At 46.7% G+C, this 23,747-nt stretch carries 18 protein-coding genes; 3 read left to right on the top strand and 15 right to left on the bottom strand.

What is annotated here, in order from left to right; genetic code table 11:
* Positions 1-132: 132 nt before the first annotated feature.
* The 3 genes from MHI55_RS08450 to MHI55_RS08440 all read right to left on the bottom strand — a co-directional run bounded on the left by MHI55_RS08450 (position 133) and on the right by MHI55_RS08440 (position 1,782).
* The gene (locus MHI55_RS08450) at positions 133-729 is read right to left on the bottom strand and encodes an AAA family ATPase (RefSeq protein WP_036669335.1); all 597 of its coding nucleotides are present in this window, start codon (positions 727-729) and stop codon (positions 133-135) included.
* 46 nt (positions 730-775) lie between these two features.
* Positions 776-1,126: a hypothetical protein gene (locus MHI55_RS08445; RefSeq protein WP_340389669.1), complete on the bottom strand. Its 351-nt coding sequence runs from the start codon at positions 1,124-1,126 to the stop codon at positions 776-778.
* A gap of 89 nt (positions 1,127-1,215) precedes the next feature.
* On the bottom strand, positions 1,216-1,782 hold the full coding sequence (locus MHI55_RS08440) for a histidine phosphatase family protein (RefSeq protein ID WP_101314935.1): 567 nt from the start codon (positions 1,780-1,782) through the stop codon (positions 1,216-1,218).
* Positions 1,783-2,016: 234 nt separating this feature from the next.
* Between MHI55_RS08440 and MHI55_RS08435 the strand changes: the two genes are divergently transcribed.
* Complete coding sequence (locus MHI55_RS08435; RefSeq protein WP_101314934.1) at positions 2,017-2,619, top strand: hypothetical protein; 603 nt, start codon at positions 2,017-2,019, stop codon at positions 2,617-2,619.
* A gap of 497 nt (positions 2,620-3,116) precedes the next feature.
* On the opposite strand, the gene MHI55_RS08430 is transcribed toward MHI55_RS08435, so the two are convergent.
* The 8 genes from MHI55_RS08430 to MHI55_RS08395 form a co-directional block, all read right to left on the bottom strand.
* Complete coding sequence (locus MHI55_RS08430) at positions 3,117-3,767, bottom strand: DUF3885 domain-containing protein (protein WP_076251660.1); 651 nt, start codon at positions 3,765-3,767, stop codon at positions 3,117-3,119.
* Positions 3,768-3,821: 54 nt separating this feature from the next.
* The gene (locus MHI55_RS08425) at positions 3,822-4,475 is read right to left on the bottom strand and encodes a DUF3024 domain-containing protein (protein ID WP_340389667.1); all 654 of its coding nucleotides are present in this window, start codon (positions 4,473-4,475) and stop codon (positions 3,822-3,824) included.
* 531 nt (positions 4,476-5,006) lie between these two features.
* Positions 5,007-8,138, bottom strand: coding sequence for an S-layer homology domain-containing protein (locus MHI55_RS08420; RefSeq protein ID WP_340389665.1), 3,132 nt, complete (start codon positions 8,136-8,138; stop codon positions 5,007-5,009).
* Between the two features lie 876 nt (positions 8,139-9,014).
* Positions 9,015-11,057, bottom strand: coding sequence for a B12-binding domain-containing radical SAM protein (locus MHI55_RS08415; protein ID WP_340389663.1), 2,043 nt, complete (start codon positions 11,055-11,057; stop codon positions 9,015-9,017).
* A gap of 410 nt (positions 11,058-11,467) precedes the next feature.
* A complete protein-coding gene (gene recQ, locus MHI55_RS08410; protein ID WP_076251653.1) occupies positions 11,468-13,348 on the bottom strand; it encodes a DNA helicase RecQ in 1,881 nt (626 codons plus the stop codon).
* Positions 13,349-13,661: 313 nt separating this feature from the next.
* The gene (locus MHI55_RS08405; RefSeq protein ID WP_180361886.1) at positions 13,662-13,823 is read right to left on the bottom strand and encodes a hypothetical protein; all 162 of its coding nucleotides are present in this window, start codon (positions 13,821-13,823) and stop codon (positions 13,662-13,664) included.
* Positions 13,820-15,571 carry an ABC transporter ATP-binding protein gene (locus tag MHI55_RS08400; RefSeq protein WP_257468243.1) on the bottom strand — a complete coding sequence of 584 codons (1,752 nt, stop codon included), beginning with the start codon at positions 15,569-15,571 and terminating at the stop codon, positions 13,820-13,822. The genes MHI55_RS08405 and MHI55_RS08400 overlap by 4 nt, the downstream gene beginning before the upstream one ends.
* Positions 15,572-15,758: 187 nt before the next feature.
* A complete protein-coding gene (locus MHI55_RS08395) occupies positions 15,759-17,603 on the bottom strand; it encodes an ABC transporter ATP-binding protein (RefSeq protein WP_340389661.1) in 1,845 nt (614 codons plus the stop codon).
* A 90-nt stretch (positions 17,604-17,693) separates the two neighbouring features.
* On the opposite strand from MHI55_RS08395, the gene MHI55_RS08390 reads away from it, so the two are divergent.
* Complete coding sequence (locus MHI55_RS08390) at positions 17,694-18,587, top strand: helix-turn-helix domain-containing protein (RefSeq protein WP_101314931.1); 894 nt, start codon at positions 17,694-17,696, stop codon at positions 18,585-18,587.
* Positions 18,588-18,610: 23 nt separating this feature from the next.
* Positions 18,611-19,135 (top strand): DUF5412 family protein, encoded by a 525-nt coding sequence (locus MHI55_RS08385; protein ID WP_101314930.1) that lies wholly within the window; start codon positions 18,611-18,613, stop codon positions 19,133-19,135.
* A gap of 334 nt (positions 19,136-19,469) precedes the next feature.
* Here the strand turns inward: MHI55_RS08385 and MHI55_RS08380 are convergent, their stop codons facing one another.
* The 4 genes from MHI55_RS08380 to MHI55_RS08365 all read right to left on the bottom strand — a co-directional run bounded on the left by MHI55_RS08380 (position 19,470) and on the right by MHI55_RS08365 (position 23,710).
* Complete coding sequence (locus tag MHI55_RS08380) at positions 19,470-19,841, bottom strand: hypothetical protein (RefSeq protein WP_340389659.1); 372 nt, start codon at positions 19,839-19,841, stop codon at positions 19,470-19,472.
* Between the two features lie 150 nt (positions 19,842-19,991).
* Positions 19,992-21,122 carry a glycosyltransferase family 2 protein gene (locus MHI55_RS08375; RefSeq protein ID WP_076251644.1) on the bottom strand — a complete coding sequence of 377 codons (1,131 nt, stop codon included), beginning with the start codon at positions 21,120-21,122 and terminating at the stop codon, positions 19,992-19,994.
* Between the two features lie 451 nt (positions 21,123-21,573).
* Positions 21,574-22,320, bottom strand: coding sequence for a methyltransferase domain-containing protein (locus MHI55_RS08370; protein WP_101314082.1), 747 nt, complete (start codon positions 22,318-22,320; stop codon positions 21,574-21,576).
* Positions 22,307-23,710, bottom strand: coding sequence for a nucleotide sugar dehydrogenase (locus tag MHI55_RS08365; RefSeq protein WP_101314083.1), 1,404 nt, complete (start codon positions 23,708-23,710; stop codon positions 22,307-22,309). The genes MHI55_RS08370 and MHI55_RS08365 overlap by 14 nt, the downstream gene beginning before the upstream one ends.
* Positions 23,711-23,747: the final 37 nt, after the last annotated feature.

The following is a 23,747-nucleotide window of genomic DNA, read 5'->3' as shown; positions in this document are numbered from 1 at the left end:
AATCTGATTATAAACTACTTCAAGCGTACTATATCCAAATTTGTTTGCAAAATACAGACTTTGTCTTGAGGTCTAATCCTCCATCTCCAATTTTTGACCACCTTACCAGCCTTGGTCTTGAATTCATTTCTTTTACGGTGTTTTTACCTCTCTTCTGCTTAATTTCTTAAATGCCGAGTATTCCTGATCAGACTTCATATAACTTAATATCTTTTCCGCGCATGCAGCTGAACTAAGCTCTTCCGTATTCACTTCCAGATCATATTCATCATAGGAGTAGATGTAGTCGAACTGGGAATGAGCAAGTCCAATCTCGCGATCTCCCCTGCTCTGCTCTCTTCTGGTGAGTTCCTCTTTCGAGCACTGCACGCCTACAAACAATATCGGATAATCCGATAGTAACTCATAAAAATCATTAAACCACTTGTCATTGCTGATGACCGTATCCACGATGACATTCAAACCCATTTCCGAAAACAGTTTAATGGTTGCACAGTACATCGAATTGATCGGGTCGAACAGGATATCTGTCATGACATGGTGCTCTACTTCTCTAGTTGGTTTCATATCTGGATATGTATTGTCGATAAATTGATCATAATTATGCAGAAATTGATCTACAGATAAGTGATGAAACGGAATGTCTCCCTGATTTTTCATTTCCATCGCAATGCTTGTCTTCCCCGAACTTGACGTTCCGTTCAAAAATATAATGAGTCCTCGTTCCATATTGATCACCCTTATCATTAAAATTGGAAAACACTGTTCTGCTGAATTACCACTCTCTCCATTCTTCCGTAATATCTTCATCCTCATGGATGTCCAATCCAACCAGCCTAGCCGCCTTGTCTATAAAATCAGCCAATTCTTCACGTTCCATCGTCTCAATAAAGTAACCATTGGCCTCATTCATTTCATTAAAGCTAACCACAACTTCTTCTACAGCCTTCATCATGCGCTCAGAATCTTGCGTTTCTTGTAATGCTATTAATTGGTGCAAATATGTATCTAGGGCTTGATCAGACATGAGTAATCTCTCTTCTGTGAAGAGCTCATCTCCGCCTTCAATCATTCTTTCATTCCACAACTTGGTTGGTTTTTGATGAAACAAGTTTTGTAACGTCATTGGAGTCAATTCCTTCCATATTTAATGATATCTATATTTTACTTGTAACCAAAATTATGAACAAGCGTTCTCGCTTGTTCACTTTCACCCTATTCGCTCCATAGCCTTGTCACGTTCTCTAATTCCATCTTGTCAAATTGTAATCGATAAATGTCCGGTTTCTTGGTTTGATTCATAAAATCCAATCCGTAACTCGAATCAAAGTAGTTCATCATCAACGTCATTACATGTCCGTGTGTGCCGATCGCCACTTTTTCACCCTTGTATTCTTCTAATATCTGTTTCAACACGCCCACTGCTCTATTCTGGCAAACCGTGTTCGACTCGCCTCCTGGCAATGCATAATCCGGGTCATCAAACATCTTCTTCGAAGCAGGCTCGAACTCTTCATCCACAATCATATCATCTGAAAAATGCCTTTCCCGCAGATCCTCCATGATCTGAATATCTAATTCTAACGCTGCTGCCACACCCTCTAAGGTTAGAATCGCCCTGGCATAAGGACTTGAGACGATGGAATGTATTCCTTCATTCGTTAATATTTCCGTTATTCGTTCTGCATTCATCTTGCCCTCAAGGGTAAGCCCCCTCGTTCTTTCCGTTCCTTCCGTATACGGTGACTCCGCATGCCTTACCATATAAACGATGGTCTTCATAGGACCCTCCTTAAATTTTTTTTATCAATTTTATGGTCACGCTTTAGGTCCTTCAACATATTTTGTCTTTTCGTTCCAAAAATTAATTACATGGTGCCACCATATTTTAGATTCTGAATTCAGGATTGATACTCTGTCAGACATTTAATTTACAATAATTTTCAGATATGTGTATAGTAGAAATGTAGCAAGATGTTTTCAAAAGAAGTTAAATCTGACGGAGAGGATGAGATCATGTCTTTTTTCAAAAAGAAGGTTGTACTAGTCTCTTTACTCGTATTGGCTATCTCTGCTGTTGCAATCGCTTACGTAAATGGTCAATCCAAACCGGACGTAAACATTCATAAAGTCGTCAACCTTTCAGCCAACTCTTTAACATTTCATGAAATAGATAAGCTGGATGCGTTCGCCGAACTGATCGTTATTGGTTATGCAAAAGAAGATTTCAGAGATCGAGAGCATGTTATTACTGGATTTGATGATGGAACCATGCAATCCTTTCACACCAACACAAACATCAAGATTGAAAAGATATTGAAGAAACCTAATGGTTTCCCTTCAGATCAGAACAAATTGACAATCATTGAACCCGTTAGCCTCGAAGGAGACGTCAAATATACAGTTGATGACTATGTAGAACTGCAGAAGAATAATAAAAGTGTGATTTTCTTAATGAAAAATACTTTTGGTAATTATGGATTAATCAATGATAATTTAGGGAAGTTCAGCTTAGAAGAGACTAGTCAAAGTAATTTTCCTCAATCTTTCACTTCTCAGGAATTATCGGAATACGAAACTTTCCGTAACTCAGTATTGGAGAAGTATAATTTGAATTAGTGTCCGATATTCATTTTGCCGGCTATAGAATGGTTAATTTGAGAAGAAACAACATCAAATACTTGCTCTTCCCCCATCTATTTTTTATGATAATCTGATCACCGATCATCTCTTTGATTGTTGCAAAAGTAGTTCATCCAACGCTTCACTTTACCAATATGGTCTAAAAATCGATTTTGATAATTTATTTATTTCATAACGCATATGGGTTTTCTCAGGTGGGACAATCTTGAATCCAGTGCAGACTTTCATTTTAAGTATGTTCGATGGGCAGGGCAAAAATGGGTAGATTACTATCCCGGTAGTGGTTCCTGCTTCGCATGAGTTGATCCACCGCAAAATTTACCGTAACCCGGAGTACAGCAGCGTTCCCCAGATATCAGCTTTTATTGGAGTTACTGACCTCAAAATTCTCTCGGTAAGGTTTGGTATTAAATCTTCTTTATGATCGTTATGCTAAACAATACTCTTCTGAAAGCCTAAATCATTTCTCCCCATTACCTTAGAAATACGTTGTTCATTCTTTCTCGATCATACTCTAAAATCCAATCATTGAATTCTTTATAGATATCCGTTAGCCCTTCTCTAGATGCTGAAATAACATCGCAACCTCTATCATCATAGATATGAAATATCGTTTTCTTACTTATATTAATGAAATACACCCTATGGTAGATCATTGGTTTCATTCCAACATCATGATTACAAATAGCTTTGATGAACTGACTATATTTTAAGTCCCCAACTCTACATCTAGTCCAGTACCTATACATGTTCTTCTTAGGGTTTGGGTCTGGAAGCCCATCCGGTTCACAATCGAAATGTGGAAGTATCTCGTGTCTTAAGGCTCTAATCGGCTCTTTCTTCTTGATATATTTCCTGTATAGGTTTAACTTCTTCACTTTGTTTTTAGACTTATCCGCAAAATAAGCTTGAGTAATGAATAGGACTTCATCTTCTTGATCATGGAGAGCCTTAAATAATTCAAGCGATCGATAATAAACTTGTTCCATATAGTGCTCTTTATTTAATCTAAACATCAGAGGATTACCAAGTTCGAATCGTATTGAAACGTCCCAAGCATAGAATAGAGGTGGTTTTAAAATTAAGTTAGGAAAATGCTCTGCCAGGTACGTCTTCAAATCCATTCTGTGGCCTCCTTATATTGTTATTGCTGCTCGCTTGCTCGCCTGGTTGATTATCTAACTCTCCATCTCAGCCCTTGCCTGAAGCTCTTTAACAAATACATCAATTGGCTCTTTATAGTCGATGGGTTTGTAAATGAATCTATTGTTCCACTTGTGTCGTGTATCTTTGTCTTTAAATTTATCAGTTTCCCCTTCAAACGACCTGATCACAAGCATGATTTCATTCATGGTACTTATAACACTTCGACTATCTGTTTTGGTTATCGTCTTCTCGTTACATTTATCTAAATAATAGTTCGCCAAGTTATCAGGAATTTCCTCAACAGCGAAATAGGCCTCCAAATTTTCTTTAAAGATTCCTGCCAGTTTACTCGCCTGATTTGTTCTAATCCCATTGACTGTTAAACTTAATCTGGAAAAATCATTCATAAACACATAATGTTTTCTGCCATATAACGTGAAAAAGTTTACATGCCAACTAAAGAAAGCATCTGTCTCTTTGATGGTTTCCGGTTTGACATTCAGATCTTTTAATGTTAGTTGGGTTGGTTTAAAAATAATCATACGAATCCCCCTTTCAAAATCTTCGTTCGGTTCGATATCATCGATGAAATGCCATTTGCCTTTGCTGTCCTGCCAATACACTTTCCATGCTTTCTCATCTAATCTGAACTGTGCTACCGGCATCTGTAATGTAAAATCATCCATATTCTCTAACTCTTCTGTCTTGATCCATTTTGCTTTGATTATATCACGATGTTTTCTCAGATTTATATGATTGCTTTAACTTGTGAAAGGTACAACGGAGCGCGGCTTGTGAATGGCAAGAGCGTGAGGGTGAGGTGCTGCCCCCAATAGGGCAGTACCTCACGAGGAGGTTGCACCGCATGCATTAGCGTGGTGCTAATGCTGCATCACGAACACAATTCCGTGGTGGAAACACTTGGTGCATCACGATAGCTGCGCCGTGATGCACACAAAAAAAAGCGCCGCGACCTCATCGCCGTGGCGCTTCCTCCTGCTGTATGATGCCATTCGGCCACGCAGCTTGTGTTACACGTCGAAAAGAAATGGACGTATCGCCGAATCACGGAGCATTTAGCTACAAGAACTTGCATTGTTAAAACAAAAAACCGTCAGTTTGGCGGTTTCTATTCGTATATGTCCTGTCCCCTGGAAAATGTATAAAAAACAACCACTGACGACTTAGGCTGTCAGTGGTTGATTGAATAAACTTGCTTACTTGTCAATTAAATTGGTAATTTTCAACATCCTTGCAATCAGTGCCGTCACTTCAGCACGCGTCATCGGAGCTTTCGGGCTGAGATGAGTACCTTCGCCCTGAATGATGCCTGCTTCGATCAATTGCGCCACATCCGCCTTGGCCCAGTTCGATACGCTCGCACCGTCTTTATATTCGGACAGAGCAGAAGTATTCTGACTAACGACAGCTTCGGATTTAATCAGGCGGTACGCGCGGGCTACCATTGCGAAGCCCTGCTCTCTCGTAATTGGCTGGTTGCCGTAGAAGTTGCCATCGTCATAACCGCGAACGATATCAAATTCATCCGCAATCGCGAGGGCATTTCCGTACCAGGCGGAAGTCGGTACATCCGGGAAGTTATTCTGCGACGCTCCCTGACGCATCAGACCCAGGCCGAAGACCACGATCTCCGCGAACTCGGAACGGGTCACGCTGCGTCCCGGCGAGAACGTGTTATCCCCGTTCCCCTTCAGATCCAGTCGTGCCGCAATGTTATTCACATCCGCTTGACCCCAATGGGTTTTCACATCCGTGAAATCCTGCGGATTCCAGATTACCGAGTACGTACCAATGCTGCGCAAATCATGGATTTGTGCATAATAACGATTGCCGATCTTCGTTACAACGGTTGGCAGATGATATACGCTGCCGTCCGGATTCACTACAACACCCGTCGTAATCCGGTTCGGATCGATGCCTTCCGGGAGAGCGATGTATTTCGCCGCATAGCCGTTCAATTGACCGGATTTTACGGTTTGACCCCCATGGCTAAACGTCAGGTCCAGATCAACCGGATCAACCAGCAGCTCATAACCTCCTGCTGCTGCCTTGTTCTTCGCAGATGCAATCAATGCATCCGAAGAACGCTTGATGTCGATGCGAACACCGATATCGTTCAGCGCTGCATTGCCCAATTGACCGGCGACAGCATTCAGGTTCATTTTTCCGACAGGTACCGGATAAATGGCCAGTGGGTTACTTATTTTCAGGCTTGCGCCCTTATCGCCCAGTTTCTTCAAAGTGTCTGCTGTCAAGCCATCAACCGTCATATCCCCTTCATTTGGCGAGTGAATCGACAGATCCTGGCCTGTACCTTCAGATACAGCTTTACCCAGCTTGTCCGGGTCTACCTTAACTGACGTTGTCGTACGACCGTCTGCAGTTGAAGTTGTGCCTGTTGCAAACGGATCGTCTTTGCCGTTCAAAGTTACGTCGAGATTACCCTTTGGAGCTTCAGGAGTACTTGGTGCTGCTGGCGTTGTTGGAGTTGTACTTCCGCCACCTCCACCTCCGCCTCCACTGTTACCATTATTGTTGAATGCACGGAAGACGGTCAGCGTATAGAGTTTTTCCCTTCCGTTAACGGTAACCTTAACAACAATCGTGTTGCTGCCTTCATTCAAAGGCAATTCATTGCTTGCTTTACCGCTGGCTGCATCCGTCCAGGCACCATTGTTGAGCGAAAACTCAATCTTGGCGTTCGGATCCAGACCTGCAAGCGAGTCCAGTGTTGGTGTGAAATATACGCTGTACGTTGCAGTAGTAGCAGTGTAATTGTACGTATTCTCAGCAAAAGCCGGTGACAGAGGTAGCGAAGTTCCATCGTTGGCATTCAGCTCGAGACCGGTAAGATGCGATTTTTGAGCAGACTCGACTAAGATTGTCTTGGATTGTTTGGTCACTTTTCCATTTTTCAATGCCGTTACATCAACCGTATATTTTCCATCCGGCAATTCTGCCGACGGGGTAAAGCTCCAATTTCCATTACTATCTGCTTCTACTTCCCTTGTTTCAATCACTTTGCCGTTCTCATCCTTCAATTCAACGGTGACTTTCGAATCTTGGTCTACCACACCTTTGAGTTCAGGCTTGGACACGTTGACCAGCCCACCGCTCGGCTCGGTGATCAACCTGGGTTTCAGCAGCTCTCTCGCTGTTTTCAATTCCTGAACTGCTTTATCTACTTCTTCTTGAGTTTTGGTTTTGTTGTCAAGCACGGCTTTGGCGTCTTCCAGAGCTTTTTTATACGCTGGCCATTCCGCTACCATATAATCTTCTTGGTCCAGTTGATCCCCTTCTTCAACGGCTTGTTTAAGATCGGTACTATTGACAACAGCAATGGTTTTCTCAGCGATGATATCCAAATTTTCGTCGCTCGCCATGCCGCCGTATTCAATAACATACCCTGTAACATTGTTGCTCAAAGGGTAATCGTTCCAATGTCCTGCTTCTCTGCCGGGCCCATAAATATGGGCAACATATTCCAAACCAGAATAATTATTAGGTTCGCTGGCGGCCCAATTTGCATACCCTATTTTTGTGCCGCCCAGATAACCCTCATAGAACTTCTGACCATTCCCGCTATCTTGCTGGCCCTCCGGTCCGGTTACCCAACGCCAGTCACCAGTATTTACGGGTTCACCGTTTTTCCGTTGGATATCTTGTGCACCAATCCATCCAAGACCTAACGTCTTTTCTTTTACAAACTCATTCTCTTGAGCATCTGTAATCGTGACCAGATATCCTTCGCGCCCGAAATAATTGTCGGCGGCAGCCTCATTCTTCGCGGCAGCCCAGGTAATATTGCTTCTCTTATTGATATACTTATAAAAATGGCCGTTAGCATCATTTGGAAGGGCATCACCCAAGGCAAACCTAACGGTTCTGACTGACGTATTACTGGAGGTTGTTGAGAACGCAACAGTCGATAATGTCTGATTATAGGCTTCCGCTGAAGCAGTTCCCTTCAACGTTAAGACACCATTCGCAGGATTATATGTTCCTGTGATTCCTGTCGCTGCGGTAAATGTCAATTGATCCCCTGCTTGAAAATTTTCAAGCAGCACGGTCGCAGCGTCCAGATTTATTGTATAAGGGGAGTCTTGAATCAGAATTCCAGGATCAATAACGGCCTCGGACGATTGCTCTCCGTCCACAATATCGTATCTGGTTGTACCACCTGATGTGGATATTAAAGCTTCGCCTGCATCAGCTGCACTTGCTGTCGTCGGGAACATTGCTGGTGGTAAACCGCCCACGGTCAGAGCCGCTGCGAGAAATAATGCTCCATGCTTTTTCTTAAAGAACTTGTTGCTTTGTTTTGACACGTACCTTTCCCCCAATTCTTTTTTAGACTTTCTGATGTAGACAAATCCTTTTTAGCACTTTCATATGAGCAAATGTTTTTCTTTTTTTCGATGATCCCCCTAATTTAATTATCAATTTATGAAGTTACCTCATGTTGGATTGTAAAAATAGAGCTCTATTTTCCATCCAATCTCTTCTAATTAACATCGGGTTATATTCTCGACAATTCCCCACAGTTTCTGCAACTCATATTTTAACGATTGAATCTATACAAAAACTATACAACTCATCTAGCCGGGTAGTAATCTGCACATATACTGCATCAAAATGGTTCGTTAAATCCTGGATGGTTGCAATAGAGTAGGAATGATCCACAGTTTCTTATTTAGCTCCCACCGTCTACCCTTTAACTGACGAATGCGTTGAATATGTACAGCGTTATAGGGAATATGGACATGCAATGAGTCAGCTGAACCTTTAGTTACTGTGTTTGTCTCTTCAGTTTTGGCCTTATCATTCATACGAAACTATCCTTTGACTGAATTGGGTATGTGATTCTATGGGAATTTCGAAAACAAAAAAAGGAAGATCATTCTTCATCCCGTATAGGAGTCAGATGACCTTCCGATGCTTTCGGAACATGTATGATGTTAAAGGTAGATCGGAGCGCGGCTTGTACGATGGCGGCGAGCCTCGTAATGATGAAGTGCTGCGCCCACTGGGTGCAGCACTTTCTTGAGACACACCGCGTTCATTAGCGCGGTGGTCATCATTGCAGCATCACGATTGCGACCCCGTGATGCATGCAAAAAAAAGCGCCACGACCGCATAGTCGTGGCGCTTCCTCTTGCTACATGGCACCAATTAGCCATGTAGCTTATCTCAGGCCGCTGCACCTACATGGCAGCGGCTTCTTCTCCCAGCGGCAGCGTGTAATACTGCGCCTGCTGCCCTTCATGCTGCTGGTACACAACGACCAGCAGCGTCCGGCCTTTCGCGGCAAGCGGGCTGGCGCCAGCTAGCACACGCTCAAGCCGGAACGGAAGCACATCCAATACGGTGTGCTTCTGCAGTTCCTTTTCGCCGAGACCAAGGTCGGCGAAAGCACGGGCACCCATGACCGTCTGTGCGGTCATGGCCGAGGTCATCGGCAACGCACGCGAAGCGTTGCCGTCCACCATGTCCGCCGCTCCATCCGCGGCGGACCCTGTTGCGTCGCCCAAAGTGAGCGACGCTGCACCCCCGGCTTCGCTGCCGATCACACCCGCCGCATCTGCGGCAGAGTCTTCTCCGGCAGCAACCGAACTTCCCGCAGCGGCACTTGGACCCGTGCCGCTGCTTTCCAGCCATGCCGTGCCTGCGGCGCCGGCAACACGTGGCAGTCGAACGTCTTCCGGACGTTCGGCCAACGTTTTCATATAACCCGCCCACTGGTCTTTTTGAAGCGGATCTTCCCACCAGATTTTGCGTGGTTTGTATTTGTGGCCGAGGAAATAATCCAGCTTCATCAGGCCGAGCACGATATCCATATGCGGCGTGTTCCGCGACTCCAGGAAGCTGTGCAAACGAGTAAACAGATCCTCCAGTTGGTGACCAATCTTCTGCCAACCCTGTCCCTCCCAGTAATCCCCGAATGCTTGGAAGAAATCAAATGGTGAGTTGAATTCCTGCTCCATCAGATACTTCAGCGTATGGTCCATCCGGTGTGCGTTCCAGTATTTCTCCAACACATCCTCCAGCCGCTTCAAGCGCACGATGTCGCTGAACGGCAACACGTCACTGCCCAGAATCTCATACGGCGCGTGATCCATATACGTATAGTTGTACTTTTCTGCATCCAGACGCAGACCTGTACCACGCAGCATTTTGAGGAATCCGAGTTGAAGTTCTTCCGGCCCCAGTGCAAACACATCGTTAAACGTCTTGCGGAACGTATTGTAATCTTCCTCCGGCAGTCCGGCGATGAGATCCAGATGCTGGTCGATTTTGCCGCTGGCTTTCACCTTGTTCACGGTACGGCTCAGCTTGGTAAAGTTCTGGCGACGTTTCACCAGTTCATTCGTCGGATCGTTCGTAGACTGAACCCCGATCTCGAACCGGAATGTGCCCGGTGGCGCATTCTCTGCCAGATAGTCCAGTACTTCGGGACGCATAATATCCGCTGTAATTTCAAACTGAAACACCGTCCCCTGATGATTCTCGATCAGGAATTTGAACATTTCGAGCGCATAATCCCGCTTGATGTTAAACGTCCGGTCCACAAACTTGATCAGCTTCGCACCCTTCTCAATTAGGTACAAAATGTCCGACTTCGTCCGTTCGATATCGTAATACCGCACGCCAACCTCAATACTGGACAGACAGAACTGACAACTGAACGGACAGCCCCGACTGGTCTCAAAATAAACAACCCGTTTCCCAAGCTCCGGGATATCCTCATCAAAACGGTGCGGTGACGGCAGATCGTTCAGATCCGCTTTCGGGCGTCCTGGCATGAGAATGACCTCTTCCCCTTTGCGATACGCCAGTCCATAGACAAAGTGGAACTTCTTGCTTCCTTCCAGCTCCGTCAAAAGCTGATGCAGCGTCTCTTCCCCTTCACCCATCACGATGAAATCTACATTGGGAATGCGGTTCATCCAATATTCCGTGTCGTAGGACACTTCAGGCCCGCCCAGCAAAATTTTCACGTTCGGCATAACCTTTTTCAGATTATCAATGACCTTGATCGTCTCTTCGATGTTCCAGATGTAACACGAGAAACCAATCACGTCCGCGCCGCGCTGATACAGATCAGACACAATATTCATCACCGGGTCCTTGATCGTATACTCCGCCAGGTCAATATCAAAATCCTTCTCACTGTACGCCTTCAGACACCGCAAGGCCAAGGAGGTATGGATGTACTTTGCATTTAATGTAGAAAGAATAACCTTCATGGTTCACAACCTTTGCCTGGACACCCAGACCATATATTTTTGGTAAAAAGAAAGCTGCACAGCCATCCTGCCCCGGACGCTGTTCATCTAAACCTCTTTTGAACTAGCCATTCCATGTCTCATGGACATATCCAACTTTTGTCTTTCAAAGAGTGGACACTCTTTTCAAAAAGACATATACACCCATCAAATCCGAACCACAACATACAGTATGAAACACACATAATAAAACTACATGCTGTATGCTATAAGGTCAGCCATTTCTAACGCCAATGTCCACCCTTTGAAAGACAATTCGCCACCATTTGTCCACTCTACAGAGACGCGACAACCAACTTCAAAGATTAGAAAGTGAAAATTAACAATTCATACTCAATTCACTCTTACTCTTACTCTTACTCATTTCATACTCACTCATACTCGTAAAACGCATCATCATCCGTATCCACTTCTTCGCCCGATTGCTTCTGGAAAAACTCCAGGAACGGCAGTCCGTACTTGCGGTACTTGACCTCACCGACCCCTTTGATATCCAGCATGTCACGTTCTGTTTGTGGACATACCACACTCATCTCACGCAGGGTCGCATCATTGAAGATAATGTACGATGGTACATGCTCTTTCGCCGCCAAGTCGCGCCGGATCAGACGAAGTTGTTCAAATACCGTCTCATTAACCGCAGATGGCATTGCATCGCGTCCGCGCCGTCCACCATAGTTCGTACCCGAAGCCGTTGCCGCTGTCTTGCGGACAACACGCTGCATCACTTCACGCTGGCCTTTGAGCACTTCCACCGCTAGTGGCTGCAAACGCACAACCGGATACTGTCCCTCAGACAGCATCAGATATCCTTCGGATACCATCACGTTGATGATCTCCGAAATTTCACGTTCTGTCCGATTACCCATCACGCCGTAGGTTGGCAGAGAGTTGAAGCCATAATCAAGCACTTTTTTGGCACGGGAGCCTTTGAGCACCGAAGCGACCAGCGATACACCATACCGTTCACGCATGCGGTGAATGCAACTGAATATTTTCTGTGCATCAATCGTCATGTCTACCAACTCGCGGTCGTCCGTACAGGAACTGCAAGTACCGCAAGGTGTATCGTCATGCACCTCACCGAAATAATCGAGTTGCGCACTGCGCAGACAACGCGTCGTGTAACAGTAATCCACCATCTGTTGCAGCTTCCGGTAATCGTTCTGTTTGCGGTCGCCGTCCATCGGATTCTGCTCAATCAGGAACTTCTGGGTGATAATGTCCTGTGCCCCGAATAACAGAATACACTGGCTTGGCTCTCCATCCCGGCCTGCACGTCCGGCTTCCTGCACGTATGCCTCCATATTTTTCGGCATGCTGTTATGAATAACGTAACGCACGTTCGACTTATCAATCCCCATCCCAAACGCATTGGTCGCCACCATCACTCGGATATCATCGTACAAAAAAGCTTCCTGGCTCTGGGACCGTTCATCGTCCGTCATGCCGGCATGGTAGCGTCCTGCGGGCAATCCCGCCTGCAACAAACGCTGATGCAGATCGTCCACGTCCTTACGGGTCGCGGCGTATATAATACCTGGCTCGCTGGCATGCTCGCGCGCGTAATTCAGGACAAAATCCTTCTTGCTCTCGCCACGCAGCACGCTAAACGCCAGATTATCCCGCCCAAGTCCGGTCACATATGTCTGCGGGTCCTGCAAACGCAGCAACCGCAGAATATCGCCCATGACCTCGGGCGTCGCTGTCGCCGTGAAGGCCGCAACCACCGGCCGCTCCGGCAAACTATCCACAAACGGCGCTACCGCCAGGTAGCTTGTCCGAAAATCATGCCCCCACTGCGATACACAGTGGGCCTCATCCACGGCAACGCAAGAGATCGGCAAATAGCCCATCTCCTCGCGGAACCAATCCAGCTCCAGTCGCTCAGGCGCGACATAGAGCAACTTCAGCTCACCGCGCTGCGCCGCGCGGATGCGATCATTCACTTCTTTGCCGCTAAGTGTACTATTAATATACGCGGCAGCAATTCCGGCGGTCGTCAACGCATCGACCTGGTCCTTCATTAATGAGATCAACGGGGAGACCACAAGTGTCAGTCCCGAATATAACAGAGCGGGGATCTGATAACAGATCGACTTACCGCCCCCGGTTGGCATAATGCCCAACGTATCTTCACGTTCGAGCAGGCTGGCTACGATCTTTTTCTGTCCCTCACGGAAGTCGGGGTAGCCATAATATTTTTGCAGGAGACCCTGCGCTTCTTCTAATGTAGGTGTTTGCACACTCATGTAAAGACTCCTTACTTATCACCGGCGTTTTCCCACCAGCTTGGTCCGATCCGATTCTGACATCCGAAAGCGGCTCATATCCCGCATCCTTGACAACAAAATGGCGTTCTCATGACTTGTCCGTCAAGCAAACGCCGCTCCCTTTAGTTTAACGGCCCAGCCCGGAATGAGCAACCGCGTTTTACTGTAAAACGTTTGAAGCTTCTTCATTAAAATAAAAACAACCGTCCTGCCCTAGTTGGACAAAACGATTGCATTCATTTCAACATACAATAAGAGCTTAATTAACAACTAGTTTGTATTGTATACGCTCCTAGCCTTTCAATGACTGTATCTCAGGCTCAGTTAGCCACTCAATCATGGAAGCTTCGTCATGCAAATATTTCGGGCGCTCTTCATACAAACGACGTGCTTCCCGATCCTGACTCAAGAACTCCAGCGTATCCATTACTTTTTTAACCCCAGATTCATTCATGTTGTATCACCGCCTTTTGCATTCATACGATAATACAATCCTTTCCTCTGCATCAGTTGTTCATGCGTTCCATCCTCGGCAATTCGGCCATGTTCCATCACAAGGATGCGAGAGCACTGGCGAGCAACCTCCATGCGATGTGTGACAAGCAACCCTATTCTGCCTTTCATAAAGTTCAGCAAGTGATTCATCACGTTCTGTTCTGTCTGAATATCCAGTGATGACGTTGGTTCGTCCAGAATATACAGATCGGATGACCTCGTAAAGAGTCTGGCAAGCGACAGTCGCTGTTGTTGGCCTCCAGATAGATTGGCCCCTTTCTCATGCAACATTGCTGCGTATTGTCCTTCCTGTGCCTCAATATATTCATCCAAACCTGCCTGCTCTGCCGCAAACTTCACTCTGTCCAATGTAACGTCTGAACTCAGACGAATATTATCTTCGATCGTTCCTGTGAAAAAAGTTGGTGTCTGCGGCATATACGTCAGTCTGGACTGGTCATCTATCTCTACATACTCTGCAACATGTTTATCACCCAGCAATACGCTTCCGTTTGTTGGCTCGATCAACCCCGCACACACTTGGCACAGTGTAGATTTGCCAGCACCGCTGGCGCCAACTACAGCAACCAGTTCACCAGGAACCAGATTAAACGTAATCTGATCCAAAATCGTCCGATCACTGTTTTCATCTATTACCGTAACCTGTTGAAGACGTAGCGTCGCCATTTCGTTCTCTTCATGTGCCCCTTTTTGTGTATTCCCTTGATCTTGGTTACAAATTCCCTGTGCAAGCTCCTCGTGCTTAGTATTGGATGTGTCAGTCTTCTTGTTCTCCGCCAACTTCAACCATGCAGAGATACGTCCAAATGCACCCACGCTGGCTTGCATCTGACTCCACTGGCTGGACAAGCCGAGTACTGGCCACACCACCAGTTCAAACAGCAGACTACTTGCAACAACCATGCCTGGAGATAAAGTTCCCCTAGCCGCTGACAAAGCAATAAGGAACAGCGCTGCCAATTGAGCGAGACCAAACACCGCCATCGCCACGTTATCCGACATGCTCAGGGTCATCTGCAACTTGGCATGAACACGATTCAGTGATTGCTGTTGTGTCCGAAATCGAGCGAGAAACCACGGTGAAGCATTATACATCTGAATCACCGGTATCCCTTCAACATACTGTTGGATCTGTTCTTGGGACTCGCCTTCCCTGGATTCGACCTCATCGGACAGATGTATAATTCGCTGATCATACAACCTCGCAGTGAACCAGATTGCCCCTGCACTTACCAAGGCAATAACCGCAACCCATGCATCTGCTCTGTACAAGTATCCCAGCGATAGAGCAATGATGAATACAACCGTAACACCCTCTGCAATAGCCTCCACAACTTCTGCACCATGCTTCGTGTCTTCCTTGATACGAAGCATCACATCCCCGGACTTCTGTCTGCGCACCCAGGAATAGGGCATCCGGTTTAACAGTTTCAACAGATCCATGGACATATCCCGTTGCATTGATTCCTTGAGCCATACCAGCACATAACGATGCATCGCGAGCAATACAATAAATCCTGCCAGAATGGCGATGAAAATCATTGCGGTGGCATTAAGCTGTTCCTGTCCCCCATCATGAATAGCATCCACGAAGAATCCCTGTACAAAGGCTAGTCCCCAATCAAAGACCGCATCTGCTGCGATAAAAATGAACAAGATCGCTACAGCTAATCCATAAGGCTTCATCCAGCGAAAAATAACGGGCCATACCGTTGCCAATGATACAGCTTGTTTTGGGTCATCTGGAACATCACTTTCGTTCATCTGATGATGAGCTTCATTTTCATTATTTTCATTTATCTCATATGCTCCGCTTTTCTCATGACTGCTTTTCATTTCAACGTCATCGGCATATGCTGCATCTTCAATCTTGTTACTCATGCTGTTCCTCCACTTCCGTATCCTGCTCCGCAATATAACTTCGATATCCGTTTGGACGATCCAGCAATTCACGATGAGTCCCCGTATCTTCGACGCGTCCCTTCTGGATATATATGACCTGATCTGCCCGTTCTATCAGCGATAATCGATGAGTAATTGCAATAACCGTTGTGCCTTTGTCAGCAGTGATTCGGGCAAAAAGATCATTCAATCGTTGCTCATGCCACGGGTCTTGAGATGACGTCGGTTCATCCAACAATAGAATATCCGGGTTCCTCAGCATCGCTCTGGCTAGACTAATACGCTGAAGCTCACCACCCGACATCGTCCCGCCTTGTGGCTGAAGCTCTGTCCCATAACCGAGCGATTGACGCATAATCGCGTCATGTGCATGCGTCATGTGGGCCGCAACCTTTACTTGATCGGCAGATATCCCTTCTTGTCCAAAAACAATATTCTCTTCCACTGTTCCTGTGAAAATAAAGGCTTGTCGCGGAGCATACACCTGATTGACATTCCCTGTCTGAACTTCGTGCATATCCTTCAGTGAATTCTTCTGATTCATGACCTGGATCGAACCAGTAACAGCTCTATCTAATCCAGCTATTAATTTCAATAACGTGGTTTTCCCGCATCCACTTGGCCCTGTGATTACAGTAAGCTTTCCTTGCTTGGCCTCAAAAGAAATATCTGTTAACACTTCTTCTTGCTCCGCATACCTATAAGACACATGCTGCACGCTGATGCCAGCCGGTTTAGATTGTTTTTCAAGCTGGCCTAAATGCGTATCGGACCGTACATATGTATTTGTACCGGTATTAGCAACCGTGTTTTTTCTCTCCAAATCCAGCACCTCAAAGATTCTGGACGCATGAGAAGCCGAACCAATAAAATCATTCCACAACCCAGATAACGATTCAATCGGACGTGTTAACTGACTGCTTGCTACCAGAAAAGCTGCCAGTCCTCCTACATCCATATGTCCATTCAGGACCTGCATGCCGCCTAGATAAAGAATCAAAATCATGCCACCATACGTGGAGACCCGTCCGGCTGCTTCCGAAAGTCGTTGTAACACAGATACAGACATCGTATGTCTGAACACCTGATCCATTCGACCTTTGAAATGATGGTGTACATAACCCGCGAGTCCGTAACTTCGGATCTCAACCGGGGCTTGGATGATTTCAGTCAGTATCTCATCTCTTGACGCTGCGCTGGCATTCAACTGATCATGCCGTCTTTGTAGACGTTGACCAAGTCCTACCGTTACAAGAGGATAGATCAATGTGAATGCAATGATAGCCAACGACAGCGGCAAGTTAACCCAGCTGAAGTAAGCAAAGGCAAGAATCAGCTGAATGATATTTTTTGCGAGTTCAATGCCATGTTGGTTTATCCCCTTCTGTGCTTCCTTGGCTGAAGTCCAGACCCTAGAGGTTAGGTCACCCGTATGATAATGTGCCAGATTGCGTGTCTCTGTGTTGCTAAAGGATGAGAGCAGTAGAGACTGCACAGACAATAATGTCTTTTGCTGGAATAACGTCTCGACCCTCGTCATGAATGCGGTTACAATCAATCGTAATACTACAATGCTAACGCCTATGATCAACCCTGAGTAGAGTAACGAAAACTGTGCTTCAGTCGCGCCTTTGACCAGTCTTCGGATCGATTCCAAATAACCGACCTCAATCAGGGAGACCATACATGCGGCGAAAAGTAATAGAATGATGAACATACGGTACTTGCCCGTTAGTGTCCATAATCGAGTTAACATGCCTAACGTTGTATAAGTTCTTTTGTCAGCAAACATGGATGCTTTCTCCAATCTTGTCATTAAATTATGTACTTGGTTATGATATCATCGGTGATAAGGAAAAAATGAACATTTATTGCTGTAAGTACTATTAGAAGTAGGGAGATTGATATGCAACATGATCTGCTAGACACATTGGATAAGCTATTCGACTACATAGAAGACCATATTCAAGACAAATTAACGCTGGATCATCTGGCATCTGTGACTCATATATCCAAATTCCACCTGCATCGCATGTTCAAACATGTCAGCGGACAATTGCCTGGAGAATACATTCGTTCACGCAAATTGGCACGCAGCCTGGAGCAATTGGTGAATCTGAACTGGAAGATTATCGATATCAGCGGACATTACGCTTTTGAACATGAACAATCCTACATACGTGCTTTCAAACAAGCCTTCGGCATTACACCCCTGCAGTATCGCAAACAGGGAGCTGGAGACCTTGAATTCACAGCCCGCATGACTTCGTCCATGATCACAACGCTTCCATATGGATATATTTTCAAACCAACGTATGTGCGAAAACCGGCTATGAAACTCATTGGGCAACGATCCCACATTCGGTATGCAGATAACGAAGAGCACTATGAAGCCAATTCAGCAGGCAACGACTTTTTTGAAAAACACTTTCATTCGATTCCTAACGTGTTGCAGCCCAACGTATATATTGGATTTACCAATGAAATTAACGAGGATTACAGTACATATCAGCCGTCTGTAGAGGTCACCAGTCTGGATCATATCCCTGAAGAACTGGACGGAATTGAGGTCCCGGCCAACCAGTATGCCGTATTCAAATTTGTGTGTGATTTCCATCCAAGTCTGATCAATATTGATCATTTGGACAGTGTCTGGACATTTATCGATGAATATTGGCAGAGCCATTCGGGGTACGAGAAGAGTGATCCCTACTATTTTGAAAGAATTGATGGCAGTCTGGCTCAGGACCACTACGGAGAGATGGACATTTATATTCCTGCAAAGCAAATTTCACTGTAAGCTGCAAATGGAGGTTCAACCTTATGGACTCAAATACTCAAGCTAATTCAAGTTCATCCCATACAAATTCTCGCAAACCTTGGATACGTAGACACCCGATCCTCACTACATTTACATTGTTGATTCTTGTACTGTTTGCCGCTGTATTCCTGTATTTCTGGCTCCGTCCTTACGTCTCAGCATTTGACCGTTCCGAGCTGGGGGAATTGAGTTATTCCATGCCTTCAAGGAATGGTGAGTATACTGCCGAGATTTATGGTGTGCCCTATGGTGGCGCGGCAGGCGGCGTTACAATCTGGGTCGATGTAAAGAAGACAAATGCCCCTGAGGACGCCACGGTAAAAACGATCTATCGTGCCCAGCACCACGGGAATAACCATCTTGAAAGGGACAGTGAAAACACGCTCCGGATTGAAAACTGGAATGAATATACGGATGAAACCATTACCCTCAATATCGATGACGAAATATATGATGGATGGGGCTGGGCTTGCAAAAGCTTACGAATGAAGGACCAGTCTGTGCGATGCTTGGCACCCGAAAAGTAAAATAACTTAGCAACATAGTGCAAGTCTAAAACACGCGAAGTTCCATCCTGATGCGTAATCTTCACTGCACCGCACATCAGAAGTTTTACGCGGTGTAAGCCTTGTGAAAATTTCACCAAATGCTACTTTCATTACACCATGTAGGAGATACACGCGGTACGAGAAGCGTAAAAAGCCCCGCTCACCGACTCTTTCGGTTAAGCGGGGCTACGCTTGTTCTACATGTTATCGTGTAATTACTTATACTTCATTGTGATCTAATATGCTTGTTTATTAACAACTTCGTAGCTATGGAACTTTAAATATATGGCAGCACATAACTTATCTATCACATCTATTCTACCTCTTCTGCTTCTGCTTCTGCTTCTGCTTCTGCTTCTGCTTCTGCTTCTGCTTCTGCTTCTGCTTCTGCTTCTGCTTCTGCTTCTGCTTCTGCTTCTGCTTCTGCTTCTGCTTCTGCTTCTGCTTCTGCTTCTGCTTCTGCTTCTGCTTCTGCTTCTGCTTCTGCTTCTGCTTCTGCTTCTGCTTCTGCTTCTGCTTCTGCTTCTGCTTCTGCTTCTGCTTCTGCTTCTGCTTCTGCTTCTGCTTCTGCTTCTGCTTCTGCTTCTGCTTCTGCTTCTGCTTCTGCTTCTGCTTCTGCTTCTGCTTCTGCTTCTGCTTCTGCTTCTGCTTCTGCTCGCAATTGTGCCTTACACTCTATTTCCACTCAACCCTTATTTTCACTGATCCGCCCTATCGCATCCTACCAGCAACGAATTAGTTTTTGTTGTTATTTCACTTCTACTTCAATTTATTTCCCCCTATTTCCTAATCCCGCGTCAAACCCTTCTGTCCTCATCTGTCCCAGTTCGTCTCCCTACTTACGCGGTGACACTTCACCACGTTCTTCCCGCTCCTTCATCTCTTTGCGTACCACAACTTCGAGCTTCTGGCGATTGGCAAGCAACCCGGGATCGTTGGGCAAGTACTCACGGGCTTTGGTGTTATGCATGAGTGCCTGCTCCCAGTTGCCCAGATGGGCATAACAAAGGGATAAACGAGCATGTGGCAGCCATGTACGGCAAGCCATAGGCACCGGGCGCAGACCCGGATCGCGGCTGCTCACGTCCACCGCCTGCATATACCAGTAGATCGCCGAGACGGGTTCCTGCCGTTCATGGAAACAGGCCGCAATAGCGCAGCAGAAATCGGCATGTGGCAGATCATACTGGAACGACTGCAGCAATGCGCCGAGCTTACGGCCCGGCTCACCCAGTCGTTCATAACATTCCGCTAACCGCGCGCAGGCAATCAGGCGATCCTCGCGGTAACCGCTTGGCTGCTCCAGCAGCTTCGCGTAACCGAGTGCCGCCGCCGCATAACGCTGGCGGTCATAACATTCGCCTGCATAATAAAACAGCAGGCGACCTTGGGCTACGCCCTCTTCGGCGATCCATTTGCGCAGAATGCGCACGTTTCGCGCCGAATGATGTCCCGCTTCGCGGCGATGCGTGACGGCAATATCTGCCGTAATGACCTCGCCCCGCGGAAAGCTAAGCTGCTCGTGCAGCCGGCCATGCCAGCGGCACCCGGCATCCCGCTTGACCAGGCGAAGGCGTCGGTCCGTCACAAGTGGACTTCCCTCCGCTCCCTCGGCCAGCGTGTAGTTCAAGATCACAGCTTCCGTCTTCCCCCCGGACGGAAGCTGCTGCTTCAACACCTCCAGCTTCGCCCGTTCCGCGGGCAGCAGCACATCATCCGCATCCAGCCACAGGATATACTCCTGCGTGGCCTTGGCGAATGACTCATTCCGCGCTGCGGCAAAGTCTTCCGTCCATTCATATGTGTAGACCTGGTCGGTATACTGCGCAGCGATGTCCATCGTGCGATCCGATGAACCGGTATCCACAATGACGATCTCGTCCGCGATGCCGGCAACCGAGTCCAGACAGCGCGCCAGCGTGCGTTCCTCGTTCTTCACAATCATGCACAGACTGATGGTGATCACGTTTTGAGCCCCTTCCTGTCGTACGCGTATTGCGAAATGTCATAACGGGTTTGTTCTTTCATTGACCAGGTACTGGTACTAAGCCACTCCAATTTTCTCTTCAAACTTACGATTAACTTGTAAACCAAGAATCAGCGCTACCACTACAAGAGGCTGCTTTCACACTCATTCTCCCAAATCTCAAAGTTCAATAAAGAATTTATTTCATCTTCACTGTGGCTAACGAACTGAGGCGACGCTATTCGGTGTATTTCAGCCAGTTGGTAAATGTAACGAATCTGAGACCCGCTATTCTCGCAGTATAGGCATCCATTCGTCGTTTATCGCAGCTTTCAGATGAAATAGCGCCGCTGAGATTCGTTACATTTCTCATCTCGTCTAATTCATCAAAATAAGACGTGTGAGATTCGTTAGAATACCCCTGCCCTTGCCACTGTCCCTACCTTCACTGCTACCCTTCCCCACTCTCCTGACGGCGAAGGCGTTTCACCTGCTCCACCGCACTGTCCAGTGCCTTCTTGCGCTGTTTCATTACGCGGAGGTGCTGATGTTCCACCTCGGCAAAATGTACATGATCCAGTTCCATCCACTCCATCAATTGATCCAAAGTCGGCGACATATGCAGTTGTGAACTCCGCCGTTTGCGGGCCACGCAACATAGATATTTATGATGAACTTCGAGTTTCAAGACTTCAAAATACGGCATCAGGGTCATCGCCAGACTTCCCGCATAGAAGGTCTGCTTGTGGTCATAGAACGGGTGATACCCATACGGCACAGTCACAACCAACGTCCCATCTTCTTGCAACAGCCGATGAATCTGGATCAACAACGTCTCCGGATGAGCAAAATGCTCCAGCACTTCTCCAAGCAGCACAGTATCAAAGGTAGTCCTTACTTTCCATTGCGTAATATCCAGCATTCTAAAATCCACATTGTTCCTAACTGGCCTAGACTCTTTGGCAAGCTCAGCTTGCGCATATCGAACACTTTCTTCTTCCAGATCAATCCCTGTCACACGAAATCCTTCACGTGCCAGCAGAATGGATGTAATGCCCTGACTGCACCCGACATCCAGAATGCGTCTGCCTGTCGCCTCACGGCACATCCAGTGGATACGCGTTCTCGTCGCTTCATGAGAATCTTCCGAATTAATCTCGCCGTAGTAGCGTTCACTCACTCTATCATGATTCGCCATAGGTTTCTCCCGTTTTCACTCGGTGAACCGGCTGACCCAGCACCACAATATTCCCCCCGTGGCATCCGGCCGTTGCATTGCGTGTATCAAAAATCAGCTTTGCATGGTCTGCCATCTCCTGATAATCGAATGCCGAATGATCCGTGGTGATGATCACCAGGTCAGCTCCTGTCCACAATTCCGGCGTAGCCGGCCGGGATTGAAGCAATGTACCGTCATCCTTGCGGAAGATAGGCACCATTGGATCGGTGAAAACAACATCTGCACCCGCTGCGCTCAGCAGCCGAAAAACATCCAATGCTGGCGATTCGCGCAAGTCGTCAATATCTTTTTTATAAGCCATACCCGCCAGTACAACACGTGCTCCCCGCACAGATACACCATTCTGCTCCAGCAGCTCCGCGGCACGTTTCACCACTCTCTCTGGCATTTGCCGATTAGTTGCATCCGCCAGCTGGATGAATTGCAGCTCCGATCCCTGACGGTTTGCAGCCCAGGACAGATAGATCGGATCGATTGGGATACAGTGCCCTCCGATGCCGGGACCGGGATAGAATGGCATATAACCAAACGGCTTGGTCGCCGCCGCATTCAGCACCTCCCAGATGTTTACACCCATCTGTTCACAGGCCGGGGTCAGCTCATTCACGAGTGCAATGTTGACACTGCGAAATGTATTTTCGAACAGCTTTGCCGTCTCCGCTACCGTTGTTGAACTAACCGGAACAACTTCGTTGAGGAACGAGCCGTAGAACTGGTTACCATAATTCAGACATGCGGGTGTCGAACCGCCAATAATCTTCGGGGTATTTTTCACACCATAATGCACACTGCCCGGATCTACCCGCTCTGGAGAATAACAGACGTAGAACTGTTCTCCAGCTCGCCAGCCGTTTGCCGCTTCAATCGGTTGTTTCACACGTTCCTCCGTTGTGCCCGGATAGGTCGTGCTTTCCAATATAACCAGGCTGCCTTCCTGCAAATACGGAGTCATGCCATCCACCGCGGCCGAGATATACGAGATATCCGGTTGATGCTCGGCAGTCAGCGGAGTGGGCACACAGATTACAATTACATTGGCCTGTGCCACCGCTGCATAATCGGTGCTTGCCGTGAATAATCCAGCCTGTATAAGCGACTGCACAACATCATCTTCTATACCTATGACATACGAATGCCCGGCGTTCAGCTTGGCTACCTTGGAAGTATCGATGTCAATCCCGTGGACTTGATAACCGGCCTGTGCTATCTCTACAGCCATCGGTAAACCAACATAGCCTAGACCAATGACAACAGCTTTTAGGGAGCGGTCATTAATATGTTGTATTAGGGTACGTTGCTGTAACTCTTCATTACCTTCGTGCTGGTTGTGCTGATGATTTTCTTCCATTCCTACCACCTCCAAACGCTCCGCCTCCCCTCGGTGG

Origin of the sequence: Paenibacillus sp. FSL E2-0151, assembly GCF_037993015.1 — a bacterium.
Classification (GTDB): Bacteria; Bacillota; Bacilli; order Paenibacillales; family Paenibacillaceae; genus Paenibacillus; species Paenibacillus amylolyticus.
The sequence above is the reverse complement of the archived record's forward strand: the minus strand, read 5'-3'. Positions and strand labels throughout refer to the sequence as shown.